Genomic DNA, 24,128 nt, shown 5'->3' on the forward strand with positions numbered 1-24,128 from the left:
CTTGTCATGCCTGAGCGGTGTAGGTCAGGACGGTGACCCCGCTGTCGAACTCCCGGCTCGCGGCGGGGGTGAACCGGGTCGGCTGGTACCCGCCGGTGAACAGCGGGATCCCCGCGCCGGCGACGATCGGGTGTCGTTTGATGATCAGCTCGTCGATCTCGCCGAGCAGTTGGCCCGCGAGGTGACCGCCGCCGCACAGCCAGATGTCCGTGCCGTCTTCCTGTTTCAGCCGGCTGACCAGGCCGGCCGGGTTTTCCGCGACGACCCGCACCGTCGGGTCGTCGATGGTCAGCGACCGGGACACGACGTATTGGCGCAGGTGCGGGTACGAGCTGGTGGTGCCGACGCTCAGCGTCGGCTCGTAGGTGCCCCGGCCCATCACGACCGTGTCGAACCGCCGGTTCGGGCTGTCGACCAGCCCGAAGTGTTCCCGGAGGTGCACCGGAATCGTCTCCGGGAACTCCGCCACGAGCGCCGACAGGTGATCGCCGTCGTGGAGGAAGCTGTCGTACTGCCCGTCAGGGCCGGCGATGTAGCCGTCGAGGGTCGACGCGACGTAGTAGACGAGTTTGCGCTGGCGCATCGCGCTCCTTTCTTGGGTGGACGAGACACGGATCAGGGAGCCTGCGGTGGGCCGCGCGGTGGAGACGGGGCACGCGGGCCGGCGGGATGTGACGTCCGCCTCTGGAGGTCCTTGATCGGGTCACGGGACCGGTCTTACGGTTCGCTGATCACCATCACCCGGGCGCAGGTCCGCAACAACCCAAGATCCAGAAAGGCTCGATAATCGCTGGGTTATCGGTGGGCATTGGTCTGGCCGTCGGACACAGGAGAGCCGCTGTGGAACTGCGTGACATCGAGATCTTCCTGACGCTGGCCGAGGAGCTGCACTTCGGGCGCACCGCGGCGCGGATGCACCTGTCCCAGGCCCGGGTCAGTCAGTCGATAGCGAAGCAGGAGCGCCGGGTGGGTGCCGCCCTGTTCGAGCGCACCAGCCGCCGGGTGACGCTGACCCCGATCGGCGCCCGCCTACGTGACGATCTCGCTGTCAGCTACCAGGGCATCCTCACCGCCATCGAGACCGCCGCTGACACGGCGCGGGGCATGGAAGGGACGCTCACGTTGGGCACCATGGGTGCTCTGGCCCAGGCCATCACCGATGTGACCAGCCTGTTCCGCGCTCGGCACCCGCGTTGCGAACTGCGGTTTCGCGAAGTGCACGTCGCTGACCCGTTCACTCCGTTACGCACCGGCCAGGTCGACGTGGCGCTGCTGTGGACACCGGTCGACGAACCGGACCTGACCGTCGGACCGGTCCTGCGCGAGGACCCGATCATGTTCATGGTCGCCGACAACCATCCGCTCACCCGTCGTGGCGAGGCCACCATGGAGGACCTGGGCGACTACGTCGTCGCCCACCCCGCCACCCCCGTTCCGCGTTACTGGGAGGAGGCGATCGTGCCGTTCCACACGCCGGCCGGCCGGGAGGTGCGGCGTGGACCCGCAGTCACCACCTGGCAGGAGGTCCTCACCGTCGTGGCGGCCGGCGCCGTGGTGCAACCGGTGCAGGTGGAGGCCTCCCGGTACTACTCCTGGCCGGGTATCACCTACCTACCGGTACGTGATGCCCCGACCTGTTCCTGGGCTCTGGTGTGGCGCACAGCCGCACACACCGCCCTGATCGCCGCGCTCGCTCAAGCCGCCCACGATGTGCTTCTTGACACGTGAATCCGCCGCCCGACGCAGGCTCGTACCGCTCCGGGACCCAGGATCTGGGCCGAGGGGACGTGCAGCCTGGCCGCCAACGTGCACCGGATCGGCACGGAGTCCGGCGTCCTGACGGTGGAGGTCACGGACACCGGGCGCGGTCCGGCGCCGGGGCCCGACCGGATCGGGCACGGGCTGGTCGGCATGCGGGAACGGATGGGCCTCTACGGTGGGACCCTACGGATCGGGCCGCGCCCCGGCGGCGGCTTCCGGGGGTACGCGAGGATCCCGGTGGAGCCGGTCGGGGCGGTGTCCGGGTGACCGGGCGGCGGACCCGGTCGATCCGTGCCGGCCAGCAGGACAGGAGACCAGATGAGCGACGGCGCGGCGGCGGTGCGGCCGGTGCGGATCCTGCTCGCCGACGACCAGCCGCTGCTGCGTACCGGCTTCCGGATGGTGCTGGGCACCGCGGAGGACCTGGACATCGTGGCGGAGGCCGGGGACGGCCAGGAGGCGGTGGAGCTGGCCCGCCGGCTGCTGCCGGACGTGGTGCTGATGGACATCCGGATGCCCCGGATGGACGGGGTGGCGGCCACCCGGGCGATCGTGGCCGCCCGGCTGCCCGTCCGGGTGCTCATCCTGACCACCTTCGACCTCGACGAGTACGTGGTGGGGGCGCTGCGCGCCGGGGCCAGCGGCTTCCTGGCCAAGGACGTGCCGGCGGAGGACCTGGTCACCGCGATCCGCGCGGTCGCCGCCGGTGAGGCGGTGGTCGCGCCGCGGATCCTCCGGCGGCTGCTGGACCGCTTCGCCGAGATGCTTCCCGATCCCGCGGCCACCCCGCCGAAGGTGTTGAGCGCGCTGACCGAGCGGGAGCGGGAGGTGCTCGTGCAGGTCGCCCGGGGCCTGTCGAACGCGGAGATCGCGGCCGCGTTGTCGGTCAGCGAGACCACCATCAAGACGCACGTCGGGCACGTGCTGACCAAGCTGAGGCTGCGCGACCGGGTGCAGGCGGTGGTGCTGGCCTACGAGTCCGGCCTGGTTCGTCCGAAGGTGTGAGGTGGGGCGTCCCGGGCCGCACCCGAGGGGTCGCCGGCGCGATGGCGGCGCCGTTGCCGTGGTGACCTACCGTGACCGGAGACGGCGCGGCGCGGTTGACCATCACGTGGCGTGAGGTCCTAGCGTCGGCTCCGGCGCCGTCCCGGGGCCTGGAAACACGGTCGACGGGTCGCCGGCTCAGGGACAACCCTGAGCCCGGCTCCGGGCCGACCCGCAGCGGGAAATCCGCCCCGGCTCCGCCCGGAGTCGGACGGATCCCGCCCGGACGGCACCGAGGATTGGGAGCAGCCCCACCGACCAGCGGGGGCGATGGGGATACGTAGTCAGACGGAAGAGGTAGATGAATTGACCGCGACGGTAGGCCGGCAGGCGCAGGCCGCGGCCCGGGCGAACGACGTGTGGAAGGTGTACGGCAGCGGCGAGGCCCAGGTCTCGGCGCTGCGGGGGGTCAGCGCGGAGTTCGAACGGGGCCGGTTCACCGCGATCATGGGCCCGTCGGGCTCGGGCAAGTCGACGCTGATGCACTGCCTGGCGGGGTTGGACACGGTCACCCGGGGCACGGTCGCGATCGGCGACACCACGGTGACCGGGCTCGGCGACTCGGGCCTGACGAAGCTGCGCCGGGACAAGGTGGGCTTCATCTTCCAGCAGTTCAACCTGCTGCCCACGCTGACCGCGCAGGAGAACATCCTGCTGCCGCTGTCGATCGCCGGTCGCAAGCCCGACCCGGCCTGGTACGACACGGTGATCGACACGGTGGGGCTGCGGGACCGGCTGGGCCACCGCCCGGCCCAGCTCTCCGGCGGCCAGCAGCAGCGGGTCGCCTGCGCGCGGGCCCTGGTCGCCCGCCCCGAGGTGATCTTCGCCGACGAGCCGACCGGCAACCTGGACTCCCGCTCCGGCGCCGAGGTGCTGAACTTCCTGCGCAACTCGGTGCGCGAGCACGGCCAGACCATCGTCATGGTCACCCACGACCCGACCGCCGCCGCGTACGCCGACCGGGTCATCTTCCTCGCCGACGGGCAGATCGTCTCGGAGCTGATCGAGCCGACCGCCGACACGGTGCTGGACACCATGAAGAAGCTGGACACTCCCGCCGCCGAGGTGGGCAACTGATGTTCCGGGCAACTCTGAAGAGTCTGCTGGCGCGCAAGGTGCGCCTGATCCTCTCCGGCCTGGCCGTGGTGCTGGGGGTCATGTTCGTCTCCGGCGCCTTCGTGCTCACCGACACCCTGGGGCGGTCGTTCGACGCGGTCTTCGCCGACGCGTACGAGGGCATCGACGTCAACGTGGCCGGCAAGCCGAAGGTCGCGCTGAGCGAGGCCGAGGGCGAGCAGGTGGCGGTGCCGATCCCGGCCGCGACGCTGGAGAAGGTCCGCGCCGTGCCCGGGGCCACCGAGGTCACCGGGGTCGTCGCCACCGACGGCGCGCGGCTGATCGGCAGCAACGGCAAGGTGGTCACCTCGTTCGGCCCGCCGCAGCTGGGTGAGAACTGGCTCGGCGAGAGCGACTTGGTCCGGCTCCGCGAGGGCCGGGGGCCGCAGGCCGACGACGAGATCGTGGTCAACGCGTCGTTGGCGCAGGCGGCGAAGGTGAAGGTGGGCGACCGGGTCGGGGTGCTGACCCTGGAGCCGAAGAAGGAGTTCACCCTGGTGGGGATCTTCGGTTACAGCGGTGACCGGGATTCCATCGGCGGGGTCAACGAGGTCGCCTTCACCACCGGTGTGGCGCAGCAGCTGATGCTCGGGCAGCGGGACGTCTTCAACAGCATCACCGTCAAGACCGCCGACGGGGTGACCGACGAGCGGCTCCGCGACGACGTCGCCCGGGCGCTCGGCGCGGAATACGAGGTCAAGACCGGCGAGCAGCTCTCCGCGGACGCCTCGGCGGGCCTGAAGGAGGGGCTCTCCTTCTTCAACAAGGTCCTGCTGGGCTTCGCCGCGGTGGCGCTGCTGGTGGGGACCTTCCTGATCCTCAACACCTTCTCGATCATCGTCGCCCAGCGCACCCGGGAGCTGGCCCTGATGCGGGCCATCGGGGCCAGCGGCCGGCAGATCATCGGCTCGGTGGTGCTGGAGGCCGTGATGGTGGGCCTGATCGCCTCCGTGCTGGGGCTCGCCGCCGGGATCGGGGTGGGCGCGCTGCTGGCGTACCTGTTCGGGAAGCTGGCGGGTGGGCTCAGCCTGTCCGGGATCGGCGTGCCGCCGGCGGCGGTGATCGGCGCCTTCGCGGTGGGTCTGCTCATCACGGTGGTGGCGGCGCTGCTGCCGGCGCTGCGGGCGTCGCGGATCCCGCCGATCGCGGCGATGCAGGACGTGGCCACGCCCGACCGGCCGCTGACCAAGGTGACGGTGGCCGGTGGGATCGTCACCGCGATCGGCGGGACGCTGCTCTTCCTCGGGCTCAGCGGCAACGCCGGGGACAGCACCCTGGCGACCATCCTCGGTGGGGTGCTCTTCACCTTCATCGGGGTGGCGCTGCTGACCCCGCTGATCAGCCGGCCGGTGGTCGCCCTGCTCGGGTCGATCTTCGCCTGGTCGGTGCCGGGCAAGCTGGGCCGGCTCAACTCCGGGCGCAACCCGCGGCGTACCGCGATCACCGCGGCGGCGCTGATGGTCGGCATCGCCCTGGTCACCGGCGTGACGGTGATCCTCGACTCGGCCAAGGGCAGCATCAGCGCCCTCGCCGAGGACCGGATCAAGGCGGAGCTGGTGATCGCCGGGTCGCAGACCGGGCCGCGGCCGCCGAGCTTCGACCCGGAGGTGCTGGAGCGGACCGCCGCCATTCCGGGCGTCCAGCTGGTCGACGGCGAGTACGGCGACATGGCGGTGGTCAACGGCGACCGGACCTGGGTGGCCGCGTCGAGCAACGTGGCCGCGCTGGAGCGGATCTTCGGGGCGAAGGCCACCGCCGGTGACATCAGCCGGCTCGGGCCGGAGCAGATGCTGCTCAGCTCGGACACCGCGAAGTCCCGCAACCTCACGGTCGGCTCCCCGGTGACGGTGCAGCTGTCCCGGGGTGCGGCCCGGACGTACACGGTCAGCGGGATCTACGAGAGTTCGCAGTTGACCAACCCGGTGGTGCTGCCGGCGCAGGCGGTGCGGGACTTCGCCATCCCGCAGCCGATCCAGGGCTTCGTGCAGCTGGCCCCGGGCGCCCGGGTGGCCGACGTGCAGCCGAAGGTGGAGACGCTGCTCGCGGACAGCCCCGAGGTGTCGGTGGCCGACCGGGCCGCGTTCATCAAGCAGCAGACCAGCCAGCTGGACACCCCGCTGCGGATGATCCAGATCCTGCTGGCGCTGGCCATCGTGATCGCGGTCCTCGGCATCATCAACACCCTGGCGCTGTCGGTGCTGGAGCGGACCCGGGAGCTGGGCCTGCTGCGGGCGATCGGCCTGCGTCGGGCGCAGACCATGCGGATGATCACCGTCGAGGCGGTGGTGATCTCGATCTTCGGTGCGCTGCTCGGCGTGGTGGTCGGCACCGGCCTCGGCGCCGCCGTGGTCCGGGCCCTGAAGGACGAGGGCATCACCGACCTGGTCCTGCCCTGGGGCCAGATGGCGCTCTTCCTCGGGCTGGCGGCGCTGATCGGCGTGATCGCCGCGGTGCTGCCCGCGATCCGGGCGGCGCGGATCAACGTGCTCGGCGCCATCGCCCACGACTGATCCCGACGACGAGGGGGCCCCGCCGTGTCCGGCGGGGCCCCCTCGTCAGGTCCGAGTCAGGCGGGCGGCTGACCCAGCAGCGCGGCCAGCAGCTCCAGGTCCGCCCCGGTCAGGCTCTCCACCTGGTGTACGCCGTCCGTCGGCGCGATCGGCACCTCCGCCGGCACCGCCAGCACCGCCGCGCCCGCGGCGAGCGCGCTGGCCACCCCGGTCGGCGAGTCCTCGATCGCCACGCACCGCCCGATCGGCACGCCCAGCAGTCGGGCCGCGGTCAGGTACGGCTCGGGGTGCGGCTTGGCGGCGTCGACCTCGTCACCGCAGACCACCGCGTCGAAGCTGTCCCGCCCGAGGGTGTCCAGGGCAACCTCGACCAGCGGCCGGCCGCTGGAGGTGACCAGGGCGGTGGGGATGCCCGCGGCGCGTACCGCGCCGAGCAGGGCGAGCGCACCGGGCCGCCAGCGCAGGCCGGTGCGGAACAGCTCCAGGATCCGCGCGTTGATCCAGGCGGCGCTGACCGCCGGGTCCCGCTCGGGCTGGCCGAGGTCGTCGTGCAGGATCCGCATCGAGGCGGCCATGCTGGTGCCGATCATCGCGCGACGGGCCGGGTCGGAGAGGGCGCCCCCGTACTCGGCCGCGAGTTCGCGCAGCGCGACGTCCCACAGCTTCTCGCTGTCGACCAGGGTGCCGTCCATGTCGAAGAGCACGGCGGCGGGGTGTGGGCTGCTCAGCGGATCCTCCATCCGTCGGACGACGGCTGTAGATCCTGCCAACCGGCCGGGCGTCGGGCCGCTCCGGGCCGGCCGGCGGTGACGCAGGTCAACAAAGGTCGGGGGTCAGCCGAGGCCGCAGGCGTCCAGGGAGTTCTCGTAGCCGCGGAAGAACGAGTCGCTGCGCTGCTCGGCGGTGCCGTGCGACCCCTCCGCGAACCACGGCTGGTCCGGGTCGTCGCCGACGGCGAGCAGCCCCTCGCGGAACTCGTCGAGGTCACCCTCGTCCAGCGTGAGGTCCTTGGCGCGCACCGAGTCGCCGAGGTACGCCCCGGCCATGCAGTCGGCCTGGAGCTCCTGCTGGATGGTGAACTCGCTGCGGATGTTCAGCCGCGCCTGGATGCCGTGGGCGTACTCGTGACCGAGCAGGTAGAACACGAACGCGTCGCCCACCTGCCGGAACGCGGCGACGGACCACCTGACGTCGTACGCGATGAAGTCGCCCCGCGAGCAGTAGACGGCGTTGTTGCGCGGCAGCGCCTGTCCGGCGCAGGAGACCTCCCCGTCCCGCTGGTAGGGCACGATCCGGCGGATCGGGCGGAACGACTGCCCCGAGGCCTTGAACTGGGCCGCCCAGTAGCCCTCGGCGATGCGGACCGCCGCGTCGATGTCGCTCTTGAACTCCTCGATGCTGGTGGTGCCGTCGGCCCGGGTGGTTCGCGGGTCGGGCGAGGCCGCCGACCGGGACTGGCCGGGGGCGGGCTGCGCGGAGTCCCGCGGCTCGCGCTCCCCCACGCCGACCGCGCAGCCGGCGGCCACCACGAGCGCCACCAGCGCGGCGGCCAGCCGCCCGCGCGGCTGCCCACCAGAGCGTTGCGTCACGGTTGCCCTCCCCAGGCGTCGGCGCCGATGCCGGTCGCAGTACCCCGGCCCTGGTTCGATCATGCCGGGCGGAGGCGCCCGTGACCATGACCGGACGCGTCACGGTCAGCTCTCCCGGGGCAGGACCGGCACGACCGATCGGCCGATGTGGTGGCGCGGTCCTGCCCACGGCGGGGCAGCGATCGTCAACCGGACGAGGTCCGGTCGTCGCGCTGCCAGATCTCACCCTGGCTGGCGTGCCGGCCGGCTTCGTACCGCTGCTGGTCGGCGCGGGCGGCCCGGTCGGCCGCGCGCGCCTCGCCGGCGGCCCGACGGGCGCGGTCCCGCCAGAGCACCCAACCGAGCGCCGCCACCGCGAGCAGCGCGAACGCCGTCAACACCGTCCACATCGTCGTCATGCGCCCACGGTAGGACCCAGAAGCCACCGGGCGGCCGGCCCGGCCGGCGGGTGAACCGGCCGCAGCGGCGCTACCTGTACGCCCGCGCCGCCCGGCTGCCCGGCCCGGACTGAGGCCCGGTCACCACAGCTCGCCGGGGACCAGCACCCGGACGAGGTACGGCAGCGCCGTCACCACCCGACGGTCCCCGCTGACCGGGTCGACGGCGACCAGTTCGCTGCGACCCCGCGCGGTACGGTCCAGCAGAAGCTCCCCGCCGACGATCCCCAGGTACCGCTCCCCCGCCCCCTTCCTCGTCTCGGCCAGCTCCACCCGCCCCACCGACTCACCGGATCGGACGTCCACGCCGACCAGCGAGGTCGCCGGGATCGCCACCGGCCCTTCGGGCCCGCCGGTGGGGTAGGTCTCCTGGCGGGCGACCTGCACCCACACCCGGGCCGGGTTCCCACCCCCGGTCAGCAGCGGGACGAACGAGTTGAACGACTCACCGGGACGCAGCTGCCCCGGGCGGAGCACCGGCACGTCGCGGGTGGCGCCGGTCTCCATGTCCCACACCCGCACGGTCACCGTCGCCGACCCCGCGTCGCGCTCGGTGAACGGCGCCAGGTCGACCAGCACGAGATGTCGGCCGTCGACGAGGGTGACCACGTCGGTCAGCTGCGTCGCCGGCACGTCCAGCCGGCGCAGCGAGCCGTCCCGCATGGACAGGACCGCGAAGGCCCGGCCCGACTGGGACAGCTGGACGAGCAGCGCCGAACCCGCGTCGGTCGACCACCCCCAGATCTCGTACCCGGGCGGCACGGTCCGCTCGGTGCTGCCGGTCAGGTCCCGGAGCCACCACTGACCGTCCCGGCGGACGGCCAGCCACCGCCCGTCCGGTGAGAGGGACTGGTGCCGCGGGCCGAGGGTGGCGGGCGTGCGTCCGGCGCGGAACTGCGCGCCGGAGCGGGTGACCAGGTGGATGTCGTGCTGCGCGGAGATGCCGGTCCGCTCGTCGAACCCGCCGGAGCGCTCGACGTGGTAGAGAAAGGCGGCCGGACCGACCGCACGGTCGGCCGGCAGGTCGGCCGGGGTGGCCGGCACCCGCACCTGGGGCGGCAGACCGGTCAGCACGTCCCGTGGCGCGACGGAGGGGGCCGCCGGTCCGCCATCCACCCCGGACTCTCCGGTGGCCGCCCGCCAGCCCACGCCGCCGGCGGCGACACCGACGAGCACGCCGGCCAGCAGCACCCCCAGCCATCCCCGACCCAGCGCCCGTCCGGACCCCGGTCCCTGCGTTGCCGACTCCATCGTCGTTCCCCCCGTTCCGGGCGTCGATCACCCGCGCACAGCGAAGCGGAGGCGGTCGGGTCGGTCAACGCCGCAGGGCGTCCCACCGCGCGATCTGCGCCGAACCGAGACCTTCCGGCACCCGGCACGGCCGGCCCGGGCCCGCCGCCGCCGGCGTGACCGTCCCGCGGTCACCGCCGGCGCCACGTCACGGCGGGCCGGACCGGGTGGCCACGGTGGACGCCGCCGCGCTCAGCCCTCGACGAGGACCTCCCGGAGCCGGGTGGCGAACCGCTGCGGGTCCTCGACGAAGCCGACGTGCCCGCCGGGGAACATCGCCGGCGCGACGCCGAGCGCGGCGGCGAGGGCCCTCGACGCCCGGTCGCAGACCTGGCCGGTCGACTCCTCCCCGATGCCGACGACGACCCGGGTCGGGCCGTCGCGCAGCGCGGCCACGTCCGGCTCGAACCCGGTGGTCCCCCGGATCATGTGCGCGTACTGGAAGTGCTCGTCGGCGGCGACCTGCGCCTCGGGTTCCCCGCCCCACATCGCCTGGACGACCTCCTCGGGCAGTTCGATGTTCGCGGTGGCGAGAAACTTCCGCCCGGCGCCCAGCCGGTCACCGGCCAGGTAGGTGGCGATCATGTCCTCCTCCCGGGCCAGGAGTTCCTCGCGGTCCTCGAGCAGCCGCAGCAGCGGCGGTTCGTGGGCGATCACCGTGTGCACCCGCGCGGGGTGTTCCTGCGCCAGGGCGAGGACGGTGCACGCGCCGCCGCTGGAGCCCAGGACGACGGCCGGGCCGGCGTCGAGGTGGGCGATGAGCCGGGCGACGTCGTCGGCGCGCAGCAGCGGGGTGGAGTCCCGGTGCGGGTCGCGCAGCCGGCTGCGGTTGATGCCGCGCGGGTCGGTGGTGAGCACGGTGTGGTCGGTGGCCATCAGGTCGGCCAGGGGCGCGAACGACGCCGCGTCCATCGGAGCGGCGACCAGCACCACGAGCGGCCCCTGCCCGCGTACCTCGTAGTGCAGCCGCCCGTCCGGAACCTCCAGGGTTCCGACGGTGACGGGCGCGGTGGATGTGCTGTTCATTCGGGTCCTCCCGGATTCGGGGCGTGCGCGGTCATCATGGAGACCGCGGTGGTGGGGCAGAATCGTCGCGGTGAGCGCACTTTTCGCGAGCAGCCAGCCGTCCCCGGCGCGGACCGCCGTCGACAGTAACCTCGCGCGGGCCCGCGCCGGGGACGACGCCGCGTTCACCGCCCTGGTGGCGCCGCTGCGGCGGGAACTGCACGTGCACTGCTACCGGATGCTCGGCTCCACCCACGACGCCGACGACGCCCTGCAGGAGGCGATGCTGCGGGCCTGGCGGGGGCTGCCTCGCTTCGAGGGCCGCAGCTCGCTGCGCTCGTGGCTGTACTCGATCGCCACCCGTACCTGCCTGGACGCGGTGGCCGGTCGGGGCCGCCGGGCGCTGCCCGTCGACCTCGGCCCGGCCAGCGAGCACGCCGTGCTGGACAACGCCCCCGCCGGCGACGTCGCCTGGCTGGGCCCCTACCCGGACGCCGGGCTCGCCGGCGGTCCGGCCGCCCCGGAGGTACGGTTCGAGCAGCGCGAAGCCGTCGAGCTGGCCTTCGTCGCCGCGCTGCAGCACCTGCCCGGCAACCAGCGGGCGGCCCTGCTGCTCGTCGAGGTGCTCGGCTTCACCGCCGCCGAGGTCGCGGCCGTGATGCGCACCTCGGTGGCGTCGGTGCACTCGGCCCTGGCCCGGGCGCGTCGCCTCGTCGCGGACCGGGTGCCCGCGATCAGCCAGCAGCGGACCCTGCGGGCGCTCGACGACACCCGGCTCCGGACCATCGTCACCGGGTACACGACCGCCTTCGAGAACGGCGACGCCGAGGCCCTGGTGGCGCTGCTGACCGAGGACGTCACCTGGTCGATGCCGCCGATCCCACACTGGTACCGGGGCATCGCCGCGGTCACCGACTTCGCCCGCGAGGTGCCGCTGGCCCGCTGCGGCAGCTGGCGGCACCTGCCGACCAGCGCCAACGGGCAGGTGGCGGTCGCCTCCTACCTGCGGCCCGGGGCGGTCGGGCCGCACGACCTGTGGTCGGTCAACGTGCTGACCCTGCGCGGCGAGCGGATCGCGGAGATCACGTCCTTCCTGGACCCGGCGCAGATCGCCGCGTTCGGACTACCGGCGTCGCTGCCGGCCGCGCCAGTGCGCCGTCCCTGACCAATCGGTGGGTCGGTGCCACGCCGAGCGGCGTGCACTCGGCTCTTCGGGAGTGGGATGGGCGGAGGTTCATCGACGGCGGCCAGCCGGCGTGAGGATGTGGTCCTGGCGGTACGAACGGCGGTGGCGCCACCGACCAGCCGACGCCTACCGTCCACGATCATGGAAGCCTCGATCGCCGCCGTTCTCTTCTACGGACTGAGCCTGCTCGTACTCTACTGGGTGATCCGTCTCGCCGTGCGGCACGCGATCCGGGACGCCGACAGGCGCCGGTCACGGAGTGGGTCGTGAGCTCCCCCGCCTGAATTCCACGGCCATGCCCGGAAACGTTCGTGGACCGCGGGGGCTGGCACCGCTCGCGCCCGTCCGGGGCACCGCCAAGATCGTGCCAGCAGGGCGACCGTCAGGGAACCAGTGACGCGCGGCTGCCGGCAGTCGCCACCGGCCCATGGGTGCCCGTGACGCCTCGCTCGGCAGGTGACAGCGGGTCTGCTGGTCTGCCAGGATCGGCGGATGTTGGTCAGCGAACGGCCGGTGGTGATCGCCGTATGCGGATGCCCGGGGGCGGGGAAGACCACCATCGCCTCTGCGACCGCTGGCCGGCTCGGTATCCCGTTCCTGACCCGCGACGAGATCAAGACAGGTCTCGGGCTGTCCTCCGCCTCCCTCGCCGAGGACGGGCGGGTGCGGCTCGACCGGGACTTCCACGTTGCCGGTGGTCCCGTGAGCCTCCAGGCTGAGGCCGTGATGGACGAGGCAGTCCGGCTGCTCGCGGCCTCAGGGGTGAGCTTCGTCGTGGAGTCCTCGGTGTTGTCCCCCGGGCTGCTGGACGTCCTGCACGCGTGTGGCACCCGGGTGCTGGCTGTCCACGTCGTCGCCCAGGATGTGGTCATCGGGCGGCGACTTGCCGCTCGGGCGGCCGATGGCGGGGCCATCGACCAGCAGCTGCTGTCCCTGTTTCAGCGGAGGGAGCTGAAGCGGTCGATCTTCCAACCGCCGGAGAGCGCCGACGCCGTCGTCGAGATCGACACCTCGGAACCCGGAGTAGGGGCCATCGAGACGATCGTGGCAGCGGTCGTCGCCCTGCTCGGGCAGGCGGGAGGCGGCTCGTCAGCGATCGGGCCAGCAACGAACCATCGACCACAGCCCGCCGGTAGCTGGCGTCCCGGCCAGTCGGTGGAATCGCTCCGTCGGAGTTGAGCGGACCGGCGAGCGGGACCGCGAGATCGCCTAGTACTCCAGCCGGGGATTGTGATCACGGCTCGATGAGGGATTGTCGGGCGTAGTGGCTGTTCATGGCGCGGGCTTGGTGACGGCGTCGGCGGATTGACTCGATGGCCAGACGAGGATGGCTCAGTGAGTGATGTTCCGGATCTCGGTCCCCTGCCGCAACGCATCAATGTCGACGCGGAACAGGTGCGTCGGCTCATCGCCGACCAGTTCCCGCACCTGGCCGACCTCCCGATTGAGCCGGTAGCCAACGGCGGCTGGGACAACTGGACATTCCACCTCGGCCCCGAAAGGCTGGTACGTCTGCCCAGCGCTGCCGAGTACGCCTTGGCGGTCGACAAGGAACATCGGTGGCTCCCGGCCCTCGCCGCTCGGCTGCCGCTGCCCATCCCCACCCCGGTGGCGAAAGGCAAGCCAGATGCGGGCTACCCCTACCCGTGGTCGATCTACCGGTGGCTCGACGGCGAACGTGCGAGCGTGGACCGCATCGCCGACCCGGTGCGATTCGCGATCGACCTCGCCGAGTTCCTGGCAGACTTGCAGAGCGTCGACGCCGCTGAGGGTCCGCAGCCGGGTGTCCACAACTGGTTCCGGGGCGGCACCCTGCGCACCTACGACAAGAAAGTTGAGCGTTCGCTCGCGGAGTTGAACGACCGCGTCGACGCCGAACTGATGCGCGAGATCTGGGCGAGGGCACTCGACGCCTGCTGGGACGGTGTAGACCGCTGGTTCCATGGAGACATCGCCCAGGGAAACCTTCTACTTGCTGACGGCCAGCTGGCGGCCGTCATTGACTTCGGGACATGCGGCGTCGGTGACCCAGCCTGCGATCTGGCGATCGCCTGGACGTTGCTGACCGCTGACGGCCGGCAGGCGTTCCGCGAGCGGCTGTCGGTGGATGATGCGACGTGGGCGCGCGGACGTGGCTGGGCCCTCTGGAAAACGCTCGCTACCTGCTCCTACACCTTCGAAGATCCCGAGGACGCGGAAGAATTCGCGAGCGCGCAGCGCGTCCTCGGCGAGATCTTTTCTGAGTACACGGTCGGCGCTGGTCACGATCCCCGGCTGGAGTACTAGGCCATGGAACGACGGGCTCGCCCGACGAGGGCGGGCCAGAGCAGCTGGTGGCCCATGATGGCCCGCGGGATGACCGTCCGAGGTACCGGCCGGAATGCGGTTGACGGGCAGCGAACCCGAACCTACCGTCGCTCGATGACCTATCAGTTCCATCACATCACGCTGCGCGTCAGCGACCTGGAGCGGTCTCGCCGCTTCTACGAGGGGATCCTCGGGCTGCGGGTCGACCAGGACTTTCCGGGCGAGAAGCTGCGCTTCCGCATGAGAGGTACCTCAACCAGCCTGGTGCTTCACCCGGCCTTGCCCGGCACGCCTAACGGCGACCGCTTCACCGAGGCGCGCATCGGCCTGGATCACATCGCCATCGGCGTGCCCGTGGGTGACGTCGTACGCCTGGCCGAGGTGCTCACCGCGAACGAGGTCCCGCACAGCGGGGTGAAGGCGGACTCGAACGGCCCGGCGATGATCGTTCTCCGCGACCCGGACAACATCCAGTGGGAGCTGTTCGAGGAGTTGTAGGTCGCGACAACCGGTACCCTGCGGCGCATGCACCGCAGCCGCGTGTACGCGATCCTGATCGACACGCCCCGAGACACGGCCGACCAGGCGGTCGCCTTCTGGTCGGCGGCGCTCGGCGCACCGGCCCGGCCGCTGCCCGGAGAGCCGCAGTTCGTCAACCTGCACGAGGCGCTGCCCGACCTCGACGTCGCCGTGCAGGCGATCGACGACGGCGCACCCCGCATGCACATCGACATCGAGACCGACGACGTCGAGGCCGAGACCGCGCGCCTGCTCGCGCTCGGCGCCACCCAGGTCACCCGGTGGCAGGAGGTGCGGGTGCTGCGGGCGCCCGGTGGGCACCTGGTCTGCGTCCTGCCGGTGGAGAGCGCACCGGAGGTCTTCGCCGCCCACGCCAGGACCTGGGAGTGACGCTCCGCTCCGACGTACGCCCCGGGCCGGCGGCATGACCGGGCAGCCGCCCTTCCACGTGTCGTTGGCCCGGCTGCTGGCGTACCGGAAGGCGGACCCCGCCGCCCTGTCCCGGGCGGCCGCCGTTACGCACCACGAGATCCGGGCGGTCCTCGACGGTGCCGCGCCGGGGCCGTCGCTGCTCCGCCGGCTGGCACCCGCGCTCGACCTGCCCACCGCCGACCTGTTCGTGGTGGCCGGGCGGGCGGTGCCGGAGGACCTGGCCCCGCTGGACGCGGCGGCCGGCGGGATGGTCGCCACGCTCGTCGGGTACGCCATCCGCCTGCCGCCCGAGCGGAGACAGCGGCTGCGCCACCTCGTCCACTCGCTGCCGCAGCAGCACCGCACCACCCCCGTACCGCCACCGAAGCCGCGCGAGCGGTACCCGCCGGGCCCCGGCGCCATGGTCGTCCGCATGCTGCAGAACCGGAACCTGAACTGGGTGGGCTCGGTGCGGAGCCTGGCCACGCTCACCCCCCTGTACCTGTCCGCGGCGACGATCGGCCAGGTCGGCCACGGCCGCAGTCCGTTGTCCCCGGAGCGGCTGGTGGCTCTGGCGACCGTGCTGGGCGTTGCCGCCGGGGAGTTGGCGGCCCTGACGGGCGTCGCGCTGCCGGACGGCGCCGCAACGGTGGACCCCGCCGCGGCCGACGTGGCCGAGCTGATCTGGGACGTCCGGCGGCTGACCGCCGACCAGGTACGGCAGGTCCGCGACCAGGCCCGGTCCATGCTGGAGCCGTGACCCCCGCAGCGGCGGCTTGCTCACCGCGATCGCGTCGTCAGGAGCTGGTGAGGATGACGAGTTGCTGGGTCGCCCGGGTCATCGCGACATAGCGGTCGACCGCTCCTTCGATGCCCGTGCCGAACGCCTCGGGATCGACGAGGACGACCAGGTCGAACTCGAGCCCCTTGGCCAGCTCCGGGGTCAGCGACCGGACCCGGGACGTCGCCCGGAACGTGGGGTCGCCGATGACGCAGGCGATCCCGTCGGCGTGCGCGGCGAGCCAGGTGTCGAGGATCGCGTCCAGATCAGCGACCGAGCCGTGTACGACGGGGACGTCGCCGCTGCGGATGGAGGTCGGCACGTTGGCGTCCGGGAGCACGGCCCGGATGACCGGCTCGGCCTCCGCCATGACCTGCATCGGCGTCCGGTAGTTGATGCTCAGGCGGGCCAGCTCGATCCGGTCGAGCCCGAGCCGTTCGAGCCGTTCCTGCCACGACTCGGTGAACCCGTGCCGGGCCTGGGCGCGGTCCCCGACGATGGTGAAGCTCCGGGACGGGCAGCGCAGCAGCAACATCTGCCACTCCGCGTCGGTCAGCTCCTGAGCCTCGTCCACGACGATGTGGGCGAACGGGCCGGCGAGCACGTCCGGCTCGGCGCTGGGCAGTGCGGACTCGTCGACCAGGGCATCCTGGAGATCCAGTTGGCGCAGGCTCGACAGCACGCCTTCACCGTCGTCATAGGCGTGGGCCTCGATCAGCTCGTCGACGACGGTGGCCATGCGCTCCCGTTCGACGGCGACAGCGGCGTCGTGCCGGCGGTTGCGCCCGGAGGCCTCCGGGTCGCCGAGGCGCTGGCGTGCCGCGTCCAGCAGCGGCAGGTCGGACACCGTCCAGGCCTGGGCGTCCGCGCGCTGCAACGTCCGAACCTCCTCGGGGCTGAGCCAGGGCGCGCATTTGCGCAGGTAGGCGGGCACCGACCACAGGTCTGCGACGAGGTCGGTCGCTTCGAGCAGCGGCCAGGCGCGGTTGACGGCCGCGCGCAGTTCCCTGTTGCGCAGCAGCGACCTGCGGACCAGGTCCTCCGGCTCATCGCCGTCGTACTTCTCCAGCAGAATCGTCAGCAGCTCCTCCCAGATCTCGTCCCGCGCCTCGTTGTGCGGGGTACCGGGTCCGGCCGCCTCGAACGCCTCGGCCCAGTCGTCGGCGCTCAGCCAGATGTCGGACTCGCCGGTCGTGACCGTCATCCCCTTGGCCGGCGGCTCCTCGTAGAACCTGACGGCCGCCTCGATCGCCTTCACCAGGTCCGCGGACGACTTCAGACGGGCCACCTCCGGGTCGGTCTCGACCGCTGCCGCGGCGCCCTCCGCGACGAGGTCCCGCAGGGTGCAGATCTGCACGTCCTCCTCGCCGAGGCTGGGGAGGACGTCGGCGACGTAGGCCAGGTAGGGCTGGTGCGGGCCGACGAACAGCACGCCGCCCCGGCGGTGACCCAGGCGCGGGTCGGCGTAGAGGAGGTAGGCGGTGCGGTGCAGCGCGACGACGGTCTTCCCCGTACCCGGACCGCCGTCGACGACGAGAGCGCCGCGTGACCCCGCCCGGATGATGGCGTCCTGGTCGGCCTGGATGGTGCCGAGCACGTCCCGCATCCGATTCGACCGGCTGCTGCCCAGGCTGGCGATGAAGGCGGACTGGTCGTCGAGCGCGGCGTGCCCCTCCCACCCGTCCGAGGTGAACACCTCGTCCCAGTAGTCGCTGATCCGGCCGCGGGTCCAGCGATACCTGCGGCGGCTCGCCAGACCCATCGGGTTGGCGTGGGTCGCGGCGAAGAACGGCTCCGCCGCCGGAGAACGCCAGTCGAGCAACAGCCGTCGACCCGCGCTGTCGGTGAGGCCACGCCGTCCGACGTACACGGGCTCGGCGTCGTCCGCGCCGACCATGCGGCCGAGGCACAGGTCCACACCGAAGCGACGCAGTACGCCCAGGCGCGCGGTCAGCCGGCGGACCTCCATGTCCCGGTCCACCGCCTGCCGCCCCTTGCCGCCGGGCGCCCTGCGCGCGGCGTCGAGACGGTCGGACAGGTCGACGGACAACTGCTCGAGGCTCTCGGCGATGGCCGCGAAGTGCTGCTCGTCGCCGGCGATCAGCGCCGGGTCGGCCTTGGCAGACAGGCGGTCGGGAAGGTCGAAGAACCGGGGATCGAGAGAGTTCACGTCATCCGTTCCGATCTGAGGTCGCTGGCATGGCTCGTCGACTGGTCAACGCGGACACCTGTCCCGGCTGACCGCCTCGATCAGCAGCAGCGCCGCCACCGTCGCTCCGTCGGTGCGGATCGTGCCGGCCATGGCGGTCGCTCGTGCGCGGGTCTCGGGGGTCAGGGCCGTCCTGAGCGCGGCCGACAGGGACTCGAACGTCGGAGTCGGCCCATCGTGTGCCGCGCCGATGCCCAGGTCGGCCACCCGGCCGGCCCAGTACGGCTGGTCCGCCATCTGGGGTACCACCACCTGAGGCGTACCGGCCCGGGCGGCCGTCGTCGTCGTACCCGCGCCGCCGTGGTGCACGACGGCGGCCACCCGGCCGAAGAGTGCCTGCTGGTTGACCTCGCCGACGGCGAAGCAGTCGTCGCCGGCGTCGATCAGGGCCAGGTCGGCCCAGCCGCTCCCGACGAGGACGCGGCGGCCCTGCGCCCGGATCGCCTCGACGGCCACCCGGGCGGCGTCGGTCGACGCCCGCATCGGCATGCTGCCGAAGCCCACGTACACCGGTGGTGTGCCGGCCTCCAGGAACGCCACCAACCCGGCCGGCAGTGGGCGCGCGTCGGGCAGCATCCACGCGCCGGTCTGCACGACGTCGAGGTCCGGCGTCTCCCGCCACGGGTCCAGGATCGGGTCCGTCGCCAGCCACGGCCGGTCGCCGAGGACGTAGTCGCGAACGTCGTCGACCGGGGGCAGGCCGACCGCCGCCCGGTTGGTGTTGAGCGCCGCACCGAACAGCGCGTCGATGCTCTGAGCGTCCAGCTCCCACAGCACCCGGTTGTCGGTCACCTCCGGCGGGAACGGCCGCCCCGGGTACGCCAGCGGCGGGCGGCCCGGCGACGGCAGGGTGAGCTGCTGGAAGGTCGCGTACAGGTAGCGGATGCCCAGTCTCTCGGCCACTGACCGCGCGCCCGCCGCGGCCGGCACCACGCCGGTCGCCACCAGTGCGTCACATCCCTCGGCCGCCGCGGTGACGGCGGCGAACTGGTCGGCGATCAACTCGGCCGCGCGCCGGGGCAGATCCGCCGGCGACGGCGGCGTCGTCGCGGTCATCAGGGCGCGCGCCGACGGGCCGAACGGCACCAGCGGCACGCCGACTGCGGCCAGCCGCTCGGCGAACTCCACGTCCGGCGGCGCGCAGACCCGCGCCTTGACGCCGAGCGCCCGCAACCGCACCGCGAGTCCCACCAATGGTTCGACGTCCCCGCGTGAACCGTACGTCGACAACAACACTCGCATTTCGTGCCTTCCATTTCCGCAGGCCCCGGCCTCGGCCGGTGATTCTGCGGCATGACCCCGGTCTTGCGGCAAGTCCCCCGGTACGCTATATTCTGAAAATGGAAAGAAGAGGGCCCTCTTCTTTCCATTTTTTGTTCGCTTGGACGGACAAACTCCTCGCGACGTGACGACGTGCCACGACCCCACTCCCGGCCCAGGATCACCTGGTGCTGGAGGGTGGGGACTGAGCCTGACCAGGGAGATTGCGCGGCAGGTCCGGCGATGGCGGGGCCGAAGGCTGTACGTACCGGGCCATCGCGGCGTGCGCCGACGAAGCATGGGGCACCGAATCCCGCGGCAACCAGCTGTTCGGCGAGGATCTGTGCCTGCAGAGCGCGCGAATGCTCGGCGAGAACCCCCACCTCGAACCATGGAACTGAGGGATCGCGCAATCCTCGATCGGCGGCGACCGCCGCGGTGATTCGTGCACCCCGGCAAGCCTTCGGCGGCCGTCCGCGCGACGAGTGCCTGCACCTCCAGCACCGCGGGCTGGTGCCGCAACGTCGTCCCGGCACAGTGAGGGCGGGCGGCCCGGGCTGATAGCGTCGTCGGTGGTGGACAGCGCTGACGACCTACAACTCGCGTTCGACACGTCGGATCTGGCGGCGGACCTCGCGCTCGCTCACTTCGAGTCCGGCGTTTCGGCCACGCTGAAGGCCGACGGCACACCAGTCACGGAAGCCGACCGGGCAGTCGAGCGACTGCTTCGCGAGACGTTGTCCGCGGCGAGGCCGGAAGATGCGCTGCTCGGCGAGGAGTTTGGTCGACTCGGTGAGTCCGACCGGGTCTGGATCATCGACCCGATCGACGGCACGTCGTTCTTCTGCCGGCGTGACCCGAACTGGCGGGTTCACCTCGCGCTGGAGGTCGCCGGGAGCACCGAGCTCGCGGTCGTCACCGCCCCTGCGCTGCGCCGCTGCTGGTGGGCGACCCGAGGCGGCGGTGCCTTCGAGTCGTCGTGGCCACGCGAGCAGGCCGAATCGAAGGGCCTTCAAGTCAGCACCACTTCGATGTTGGCTGGTGCCCGGCTCGATGCGCTGGACGACGCGTCCAGAGCCCGTCTCCCACCGGGTGTGGCCCGCCCACCGGCAAGCCCCCTCCCGCTCGTCGAGCTCGTTCGCGGCGAAATCGATGCCTTCCTGGTCGAGCGCTACCACATCTGGGATCACGCGCCATGGATTCTGCTCGTCGAGGAAGCGGGCGGCCGGTTCACCGATCCAACCGGAGGACGTGCGGGCGACCAAGGCGGTGGCCTGTACTCCAACGCCAACCTGCACAGTCAGTTGCTCACCGCGCTCCGCTACCCGGCGCGCCCCTGACCGCCGGGATGCACCCCGGGCTCGCAGCGTCGGGCGGGCAGCTCACCGGCCGCCCGCCGCCAGCTCGGCCAGCATCCCCTCGCAACTGCGGACGACGACCTGCGCGCCGCGCCGCTGGGCCAGCCGGAGCAGCGGGTCCTCCGCGCGGTTCAGCCACCGCCACTGCGCCTCGGACGCGAGTTCCCAGAGCCGCTGCACGCTCGCGTCGTGCTCAGCGCCGAGCCGGTCGGCCAGGCCGACCCCGTCACCGCCAGCCAGGCGCCGCGCCTCCGCGGCCAGTTCGGCGTCGAATCCCAGCCTGCCGGCCCGCAACGCCGCCAGCAGGCGCAGCTCCCGGAACTGGTGGGCGCCGGCGAGGATCTGCTCCATGCCGCTGAGCAGCTCGCCACCGCCCGGGACGGGTTCGGCCCTCAGCAGCGCCTCCACCGCGGCCAGTGCCGCGCGGGCCTTGAGGGTCTCCCGTCGGTCCACGAAGAAGCGGTTCACCGACTCGCGCAGCTCGGTCAGGCCGCTACGGCGGATGAGTTCGGCGGCGAGCTTGCCCCGGCTGTCGCAGCCGGTGCGCACGAGGGTGGCGGCCAGCCGGACCCCGATGAGACCGAGCCGGTCCAGCAGCGCGGCGCGCACCTCGGCCGCCAGCGGTACCGGCAGCTCACCGCGGACGAAACGGTCGGCGGAGAGCAGGTGCGCCTCCAGCTCCTCCCGGGACACCCGGGCCAACTGCGCGAGCACGGCGAAGTCCGACTCGCTGAGCACCCGACCGGCCAGGCCGAGCAGTCCGCTGCACGCCACCGTGGTCACGCAGAGCGCGCTCACCCGGGGGTCGCGGTACTGCTGTCGGGCGAGCTGGCGGGCGGTGAGCAGCGCGTCGATCCGTCCGCCGCCGGTCTCGTCGGCCCGGGCCAGCACCAGGATCACGTTCACCGGGGCGGCCTGCCCGACCTGACTGTCCCGGCTGGACTCCAGCACCCGCAGGTCGCTGCCGCGAGCGTCGCGGGTCAGGTACAGCACCGCGTCCGCGTCGCGCAACACCCGGTCCATCACCGGTGCCCGGCCGTGCTCGTCAACGCCGTTGATGGCGGGCGTGTCGACCAGGGTCACCTGCCGCAGCGCCCGGGTCGGCCACTGCACCGCGATGTCGCGCAGCTCGCCGGCACGCCAGCCGACGAGGTCCACCCGCATGCCGGTGGCCGACCTGACCACCGCCAACTCCTGCGGGGGTTGGCTGGTCGAGTAGGCGGTGGCGCGCGGCTGCGGACCGTCCTCGTACCAGGTGAAGACGCCGCTGCCGTCCGGGCCGTCGACCGGTGCGACCTCCTCGCCCATGATCGCGTTGAGCAGGGTCGACTTGCCCGACCGCCACGGGCCGGCGATCGCGACCCGCAGCGGTTGCTCCAGCCGGGCCACCTGCTGCCGGAGGCGACGGGTCGCCCCGGGGTTGTCCCGGTAGAGCTGGAGGGCCTGGTGCAGCAGTCCCCACACCGCCTCGTCCAGCCGCAGGCCGACCGTCATGCCCGGGGCTCCAGCGGCGCCGGGGCGGGCCGGGCGCCGGTCAACTGCTGGGCCTGCTCGTAGACGGCGGCCAACCGGCTCATCTTCAGCCGGATCTCACGCTGGCGCTGGTCGCGGACGGCCGCGTCGGTGTCGGCGGCCTGCTTCGCCGTACGGAAGGACTGGACGATGGCCTCCTGCAACTCCTCGGTCAGCGCGGTGAAGTGGTCCCGCAGCATCCGCTGCACCTGCCGGGCAGTGTCCCGGCAGTCCCTGGTGGTGCGGACGAAGAAGTCGTCCACGTGCCGCTGGATCGCCGTCTTGACCGTTGCCTGGCGGCGCCGCAGCAGCTGCTTGCTCTCGTCCCGGATGCTCTTGCCGCCGAAGAGCGCGCCCGCGCCGATCGACACCGGGTTGATCATCGGCATGCCGGCCAGCGTCAGGGCCAGGCCGAACATCAGCAGGCCACCGTAGGAGCCCTTCATGCCGGTGAACACCTTCTGGCTCGCGGTGAACCGGTCGATGGTGGGCCGTTCGATCTCCGGCACCCGGTCGACGAGATCCTCCGGCACCGTCGTCGACCAGGGCGGCAGCACGTCGTAGCCGTACCGGGCGAAGTTGCCGGCGACCCGCCGGGCGACGAAGTCGCAGCGCTGGGCCAACCACTCGTGGTTGGCCTGCGCGGCGTCGACGAGGCTGCGTTGCAGCCACTCCTGGAAGGTGTCCCAGGCGACCAGCGGGTCGGCCGTGTCGAACGCCTCGTCGACCATCCGCAGGATCTGCCGGGTGCGGTCGCGCAGGTCGTACTCGATGTCGGACAGCAGGTCGGTCATCTCGTCGGCGAGCGTGTTCTGCCATCGCGTGGAGCAGCGGCGCAGCTCGTCGACCTCGCGCTGCGCGGCGTGCAGCCGGAAGATCGGGCCGGACTGTTCCGCCGCCTCCTGGCTGTCGAGCTCGGCACGCAGCGGCGCGGCGAGCTGCTCCACCACGGTGCGGGCGATCATGGCGACCGAGGCCCGGGCCAGCACGTCGGCTTTGCCGGTCAGGTCACGCTGGAGGCGGGCGATCAGCGGCGGGAAGCCCGACTCGGCGTTGAGCCGGTGGTCGTCGGCGGCCGCCGCGCGCAGCCGCAACGCCGACGAGACCGGGATCAGCACCGCCGGTACGCCGGCCTCGGCGAGGTGCTGCCGATTACGCTCGGCGACCGTGCGCCAGTCCGGCGCCAGGTCGGTCTTGGTCTGCACCACCGCCACGTTCGGATGCGAACGGGTGATGTGCAGCAGCAGGTTCAGCTCGGCGACCGAGAGTTCCCGGGTCGAGTCGGTGACGAGCAGCACCGTGTCGGCACGGTGGAACGCGGCGACCGGGGCGCCGGCGCCGAGCGCGGCCACCTCGTCGTTGCCGGGCGTGTCCACCAGCACGATCCCACCACCGAGCAGCGCCCGCGGCAGCCCGACCTCGACGTACGCCGGGGCGCCGCCGGCTCGACGCCCGAGCGTGCCGGCCACCGCGGCCGTGATCTGGTCCAGCGGTACCGGGGTCCGCTCGACGCTCGCCGGGACGGCGGTGCCGGCCGGCTGCCCGGGGGTGGACGCCGCCTGCACCATCGCGGCCGAGGCGACCTCGGCGTGCCGCACCACGGTCGGCAGGACGGTGGTGCGGGCGTCACCGACCGGACACACCGGCGCGTTCACGATGGCGTTGACGAGCTGGCTCTTGCCCTGCTTCGGTTCGCCGACGACCAGGACGCGCAGCTGCGGGTCGAGCAGCTGGGCCCGTTTCTGCCGGACCGTCTGCAGCAGGTCCGCTCGCCCGTGTTCGCGGCACGTGCGGGCGAGCCCGTCGAGCGCGTCCAGCCAGATCCCCGCCATC

22 protein-coding genes are annotated in these 24,128 nt (G+C 72.4%); 12 read left to right on the top strand and 10 right to left on the bottom strand.

Features of this window, described 5'->3' with window-relative positions; all coding sequences use genetic code 11:
- Nucleotides 1–4: 4 nt before the first annotated feature.
- Complete coding sequence (locus AC5L3Z_RS05780) at nt 5–583, bottom strand: dihydrofolate reductase family protein (protein WP_494840097.1); 579 nt, start codon at nt 581–583, stop codon at nt 5–7.
- Between the two features lie 218 nt (nt 584–801).
- On the opposite strand from AC5L3Z_RS05780, the gene AC5L3Z_RS05785 reads away from it, so the two are divergent.
- The 5 genes from AC5L3Z_RS05785 (at nt 802) to AC5L3Z_RS05805 (ending at nt 6,431) form a co-directional block, all read left to right on the top strand.
- The gene (locus AC5L3Z_RS05785; RefSeq protein WP_494840098.1) at nt 802–1,728 is read left to right on the top strand and encodes a LysR family transcriptional regulator; all 927 of its coding nucleotides are present in this window, start codon (nt 802–804) and stop codon (nt 1,726–1,728) included.
- A gap of 114 nt (nt 1,729–1,842) precedes the next feature.
- The gene (locus AC5L3Z_RS05790) at nt 1,843–2,028 is read left to right on the top strand and encodes a hypothetical protein (RefSeq protein ID WP_494840100.1); all 186 of its coding nucleotides are present in this window, start codon (nt 1,843–1,845) and stop codon (nt 2,026–2,028) included.
- A 51-nt stretch (nt 2,029–2,079) separates the two neighbouring features.
- A complete protein-coding gene (locus AC5L3Z_RS05795; RefSeq protein WP_494840102.1) occupies nt 2,080–2,766 on the top strand; it encodes a response regulator in 687 nt (228 codons plus the stop codon).
- Between the two features lie 345 nt (nt 2,767–3,111).
- Complete coding sequence (locus AC5L3Z_RS05800; RefSeq protein WP_494840104.1) at nt 3,112–3,882, top strand: ABC transporter ATP-binding protein; 771 nt, start codon at nt 3,112–3,114, stop codon at nt 3,880–3,882.
- Nucleotides 3,882–6,431: an ABC transporter permease gene (locus AC5L3Z_RS05805; protein ID WP_494840106.1), complete on the top strand. Its 2,550-nt coding sequence runs from the start codon at nt 3,882–3,884 to the stop codon at nt 6,429–6,431. Before AC5L3Z_RS05800 ends, AC5L3Z_RS05805 begins: the two co-directional genes overlap by 1 nt.
- 56 nt (nt 6,432–6,487) lie before the next feature.
- Here the strand turns inward: AC5L3Z_RS05805 and AC5L3Z_RS05810 are convergent, their stop codons facing one another.
- The 5 genes from AC5L3Z_RS05810 to AC5L3Z_RS05830 all read right to left on the bottom strand — a co-directional run bounded on the left by AC5L3Z_RS05810 (nt 6,488) and on the right by AC5L3Z_RS05830 (nt 10,773).
- Complete coding sequence (locus AC5L3Z_RS05810) at nt 6,488–7,135, bottom strand: HAD family hydrolase (RefSeq protein ID WP_494840624.1); 648 nt, start codon at nt 7,133–7,135, stop codon at nt 6,488–6,490.
- Nucleotides 7,136–7,264: 129 nt separating this feature from the next.
- Nucleotides 7,265–8,020: a neutral zinc metallopeptidase gene (locus AC5L3Z_RS05815; RefSeq protein ID WP_494840107.1), complete on the bottom strand. Its 756-nt coding sequence runs from the start codon at nt 8,018–8,020 to the stop codon at nt 7,265–7,267.
- Between the two features lie 185 nt (nt 8,021–8,205).
- Entirely contained in the window at nt 8,206–8,418 is a 213-nt protein-coding gene (locus AC5L3Z_RS05820; RefSeq protein WP_494840109.1) for a hypothetical protein, read from the bottom strand.
- Nucleotides 8,419–8,538: 120 nt separating this feature from the next.
- Nucleotides 8,539–9,708, bottom strand: coding sequence for a WD40 repeat domain-containing protein (locus AC5L3Z_RS05825; protein ID WP_494840110.1), 1,170 nt, complete (start codon nt 9,706–9,708; stop codon nt 8,539–8,541).
- A 231-nt stretch (nt 9,709–9,939) separates the two neighbouring features.
- On the bottom strand, nt 9,940–10,773 hold the full coding sequence (locus AC5L3Z_RS05830; RefSeq protein ID WP_494840112.1) for an alpha/beta fold hydrolase: 834 nt from the start codon (nt 10,771–10,773) through the stop codon (nt 9,940–9,942).
- Nucleotides 10,774–10,843: 70 nt separating this feature from the next.
- Here AC5L3Z_RS05830 and AC5L3Z_RS05835 point away from each other — a divergent pair, with 70 nt between their 5' ends.
- The 6 genes from AC5L3Z_RS05835 to AC5L3Z_RS05860 all read left to right on the top strand — a co-directional run bounded on the left by AC5L3Z_RS05835 (nt 10,844) and on the right by AC5L3Z_RS05860 (nt 15,935).
- A complete protein-coding gene (locus AC5L3Z_RS05835; RefSeq protein WP_494840114.1) occupies nt 10,844–11,917 on the top strand; it encodes a sigma-70 family RNA polymerase sigma factor in 1,074 nt (357 codons plus the stop codon).
- 513 nt (nt 11,918–12,430) lie between these two features.
- Nucleotides 12,431–13,117: a P-loop nucleotide/nucleoside kinase family protein gene (locus tag AC5L3Z_RS05840; RefSeq protein WP_494840116.1), complete on the top strand. Its 687-nt coding sequence runs from the start codon at nt 12,431–12,433 to the stop codon at nt 13,115–13,117.
- Between the two features lie 156 nt (nt 13,118–13,273).
- Entirely contained in the window at nt 13,274–14,224 is a 951-nt protein-coding gene (locus AC5L3Z_RS05845) for an aminoglycoside phosphotransferase family protein (RefSeq protein ID WP_494840118.1), read from the top strand.
- A 135-nt stretch (nt 14,225–14,359) separates the two neighbouring features.
- Nucleotides 14,360–14,743: a VOC family protein gene (locus tag AC5L3Z_RS05850; RefSeq protein ID WP_494840120.1), complete on the top strand. Its 384-nt coding sequence runs from the start codon at nt 14,360–14,362 to the stop codon at nt 14,741–14,743.
- Between the two features lie 27 nt (nt 14,744–14,770).
- Complete coding sequence (locus tag AC5L3Z_RS05855; protein WP_494840121.1) at nt 14,771–15,154, top strand: VOC family protein; 384 nt, start codon at nt 14,771–14,773, stop codon at nt 15,152–15,154.
- A 34-nt stretch (nt 15,155–15,188) separates the two neighbouring features.
- A complete protein-coding gene (locus tag AC5L3Z_RS05860) occupies nt 15,189–15,935 on the top strand; it encodes an XRE family transcriptional regulator (RefSeq protein ID WP_494840123.1) in 747 nt (248 codons plus the stop codon).
- A 37-nt stretch (nt 15,936–15,972) separates the two neighbouring features.
- On the opposite strand, the gene helR is transcribed toward AC5L3Z_RS05860, so the two are convergent.
- Together helR and AC5L3Z_RS05870 are read right to left on the bottom strand one after the other, a co-directional pair.
- Nucleotides 15,973–18,126 carry an RNA polymerase recycling motor ATPase HelR gene (helR, locus tag AC5L3Z_RS05865; RefSeq protein WP_494840125.1) on the bottom strand — a complete coding sequence of 718 codons (2,154 nt, stop codon included), beginning with the start codon at nt 18,124–18,126 and terminating at the stop codon, nt 15,973–15,975.
- A 45-nt stretch (nt 18,127–18,171) separates the two neighbouring features.
- Complete coding sequence (locus tag AC5L3Z_RS05870; RefSeq protein ID WP_494840127.1) at nt 18,172–19,407, bottom strand: glycosyltransferase; 1,236 nt, start codon at nt 19,405–19,407, stop codon at nt 18,172–18,174.
- Nucleotides 19,408–20,000: 593 nt separating this feature from the next.
- Between AC5L3Z_RS05870 and AC5L3Z_RS05875 the strand changes: the two genes are divergently transcribed.
- Entirely contained in the window at nt 20,001–20,765 is a 765-nt protein-coding gene (locus AC5L3Z_RS05875; RefSeq protein WP_494840129.1) for an inositol monophosphatase family protein, read from the top strand.
- A 42-nt stretch (nt 20,766–20,807) separates the two neighbouring features.
- Here the strand turns inward: AC5L3Z_RS05875 and AC5L3Z_RS05880 are convergent, their stop codons facing one another.
- Both AC5L3Z_RS05880 and AC5L3Z_RS05885 read right to left on the bottom strand, forming a co-directional pair.
- Nucleotides 20,808–22,277 (bottom strand): dynamin family protein, encoded by a 1,470-nt coding sequence (locus AC5L3Z_RS05880; RefSeq protein WP_494840131.1) that lies wholly within the window; start codon nt 22,275–22,277, stop codon nt 20,808–20,810.
- The gene (locus AC5L3Z_RS05885) at nt 22,274–24,127 is read right to left on the bottom strand and encodes a dynamin family protein (RefSeq protein ID WP_494840133.1); all 1,854 of its coding nucleotides are present in this window, start codon (nt 24,125–24,127) and stop codon (nt 22,274–22,276) included. Before AC5L3Z_RS05885 ends, AC5L3Z_RS05880 begins: the two co-directional genes overlap by 4 nt.
- Between the last annotated feature and the right edge of the window lies 1 nt (nt 24,128).

This window comes from Micromonospora sp. LZ37 (assembly GCF_059359015.1).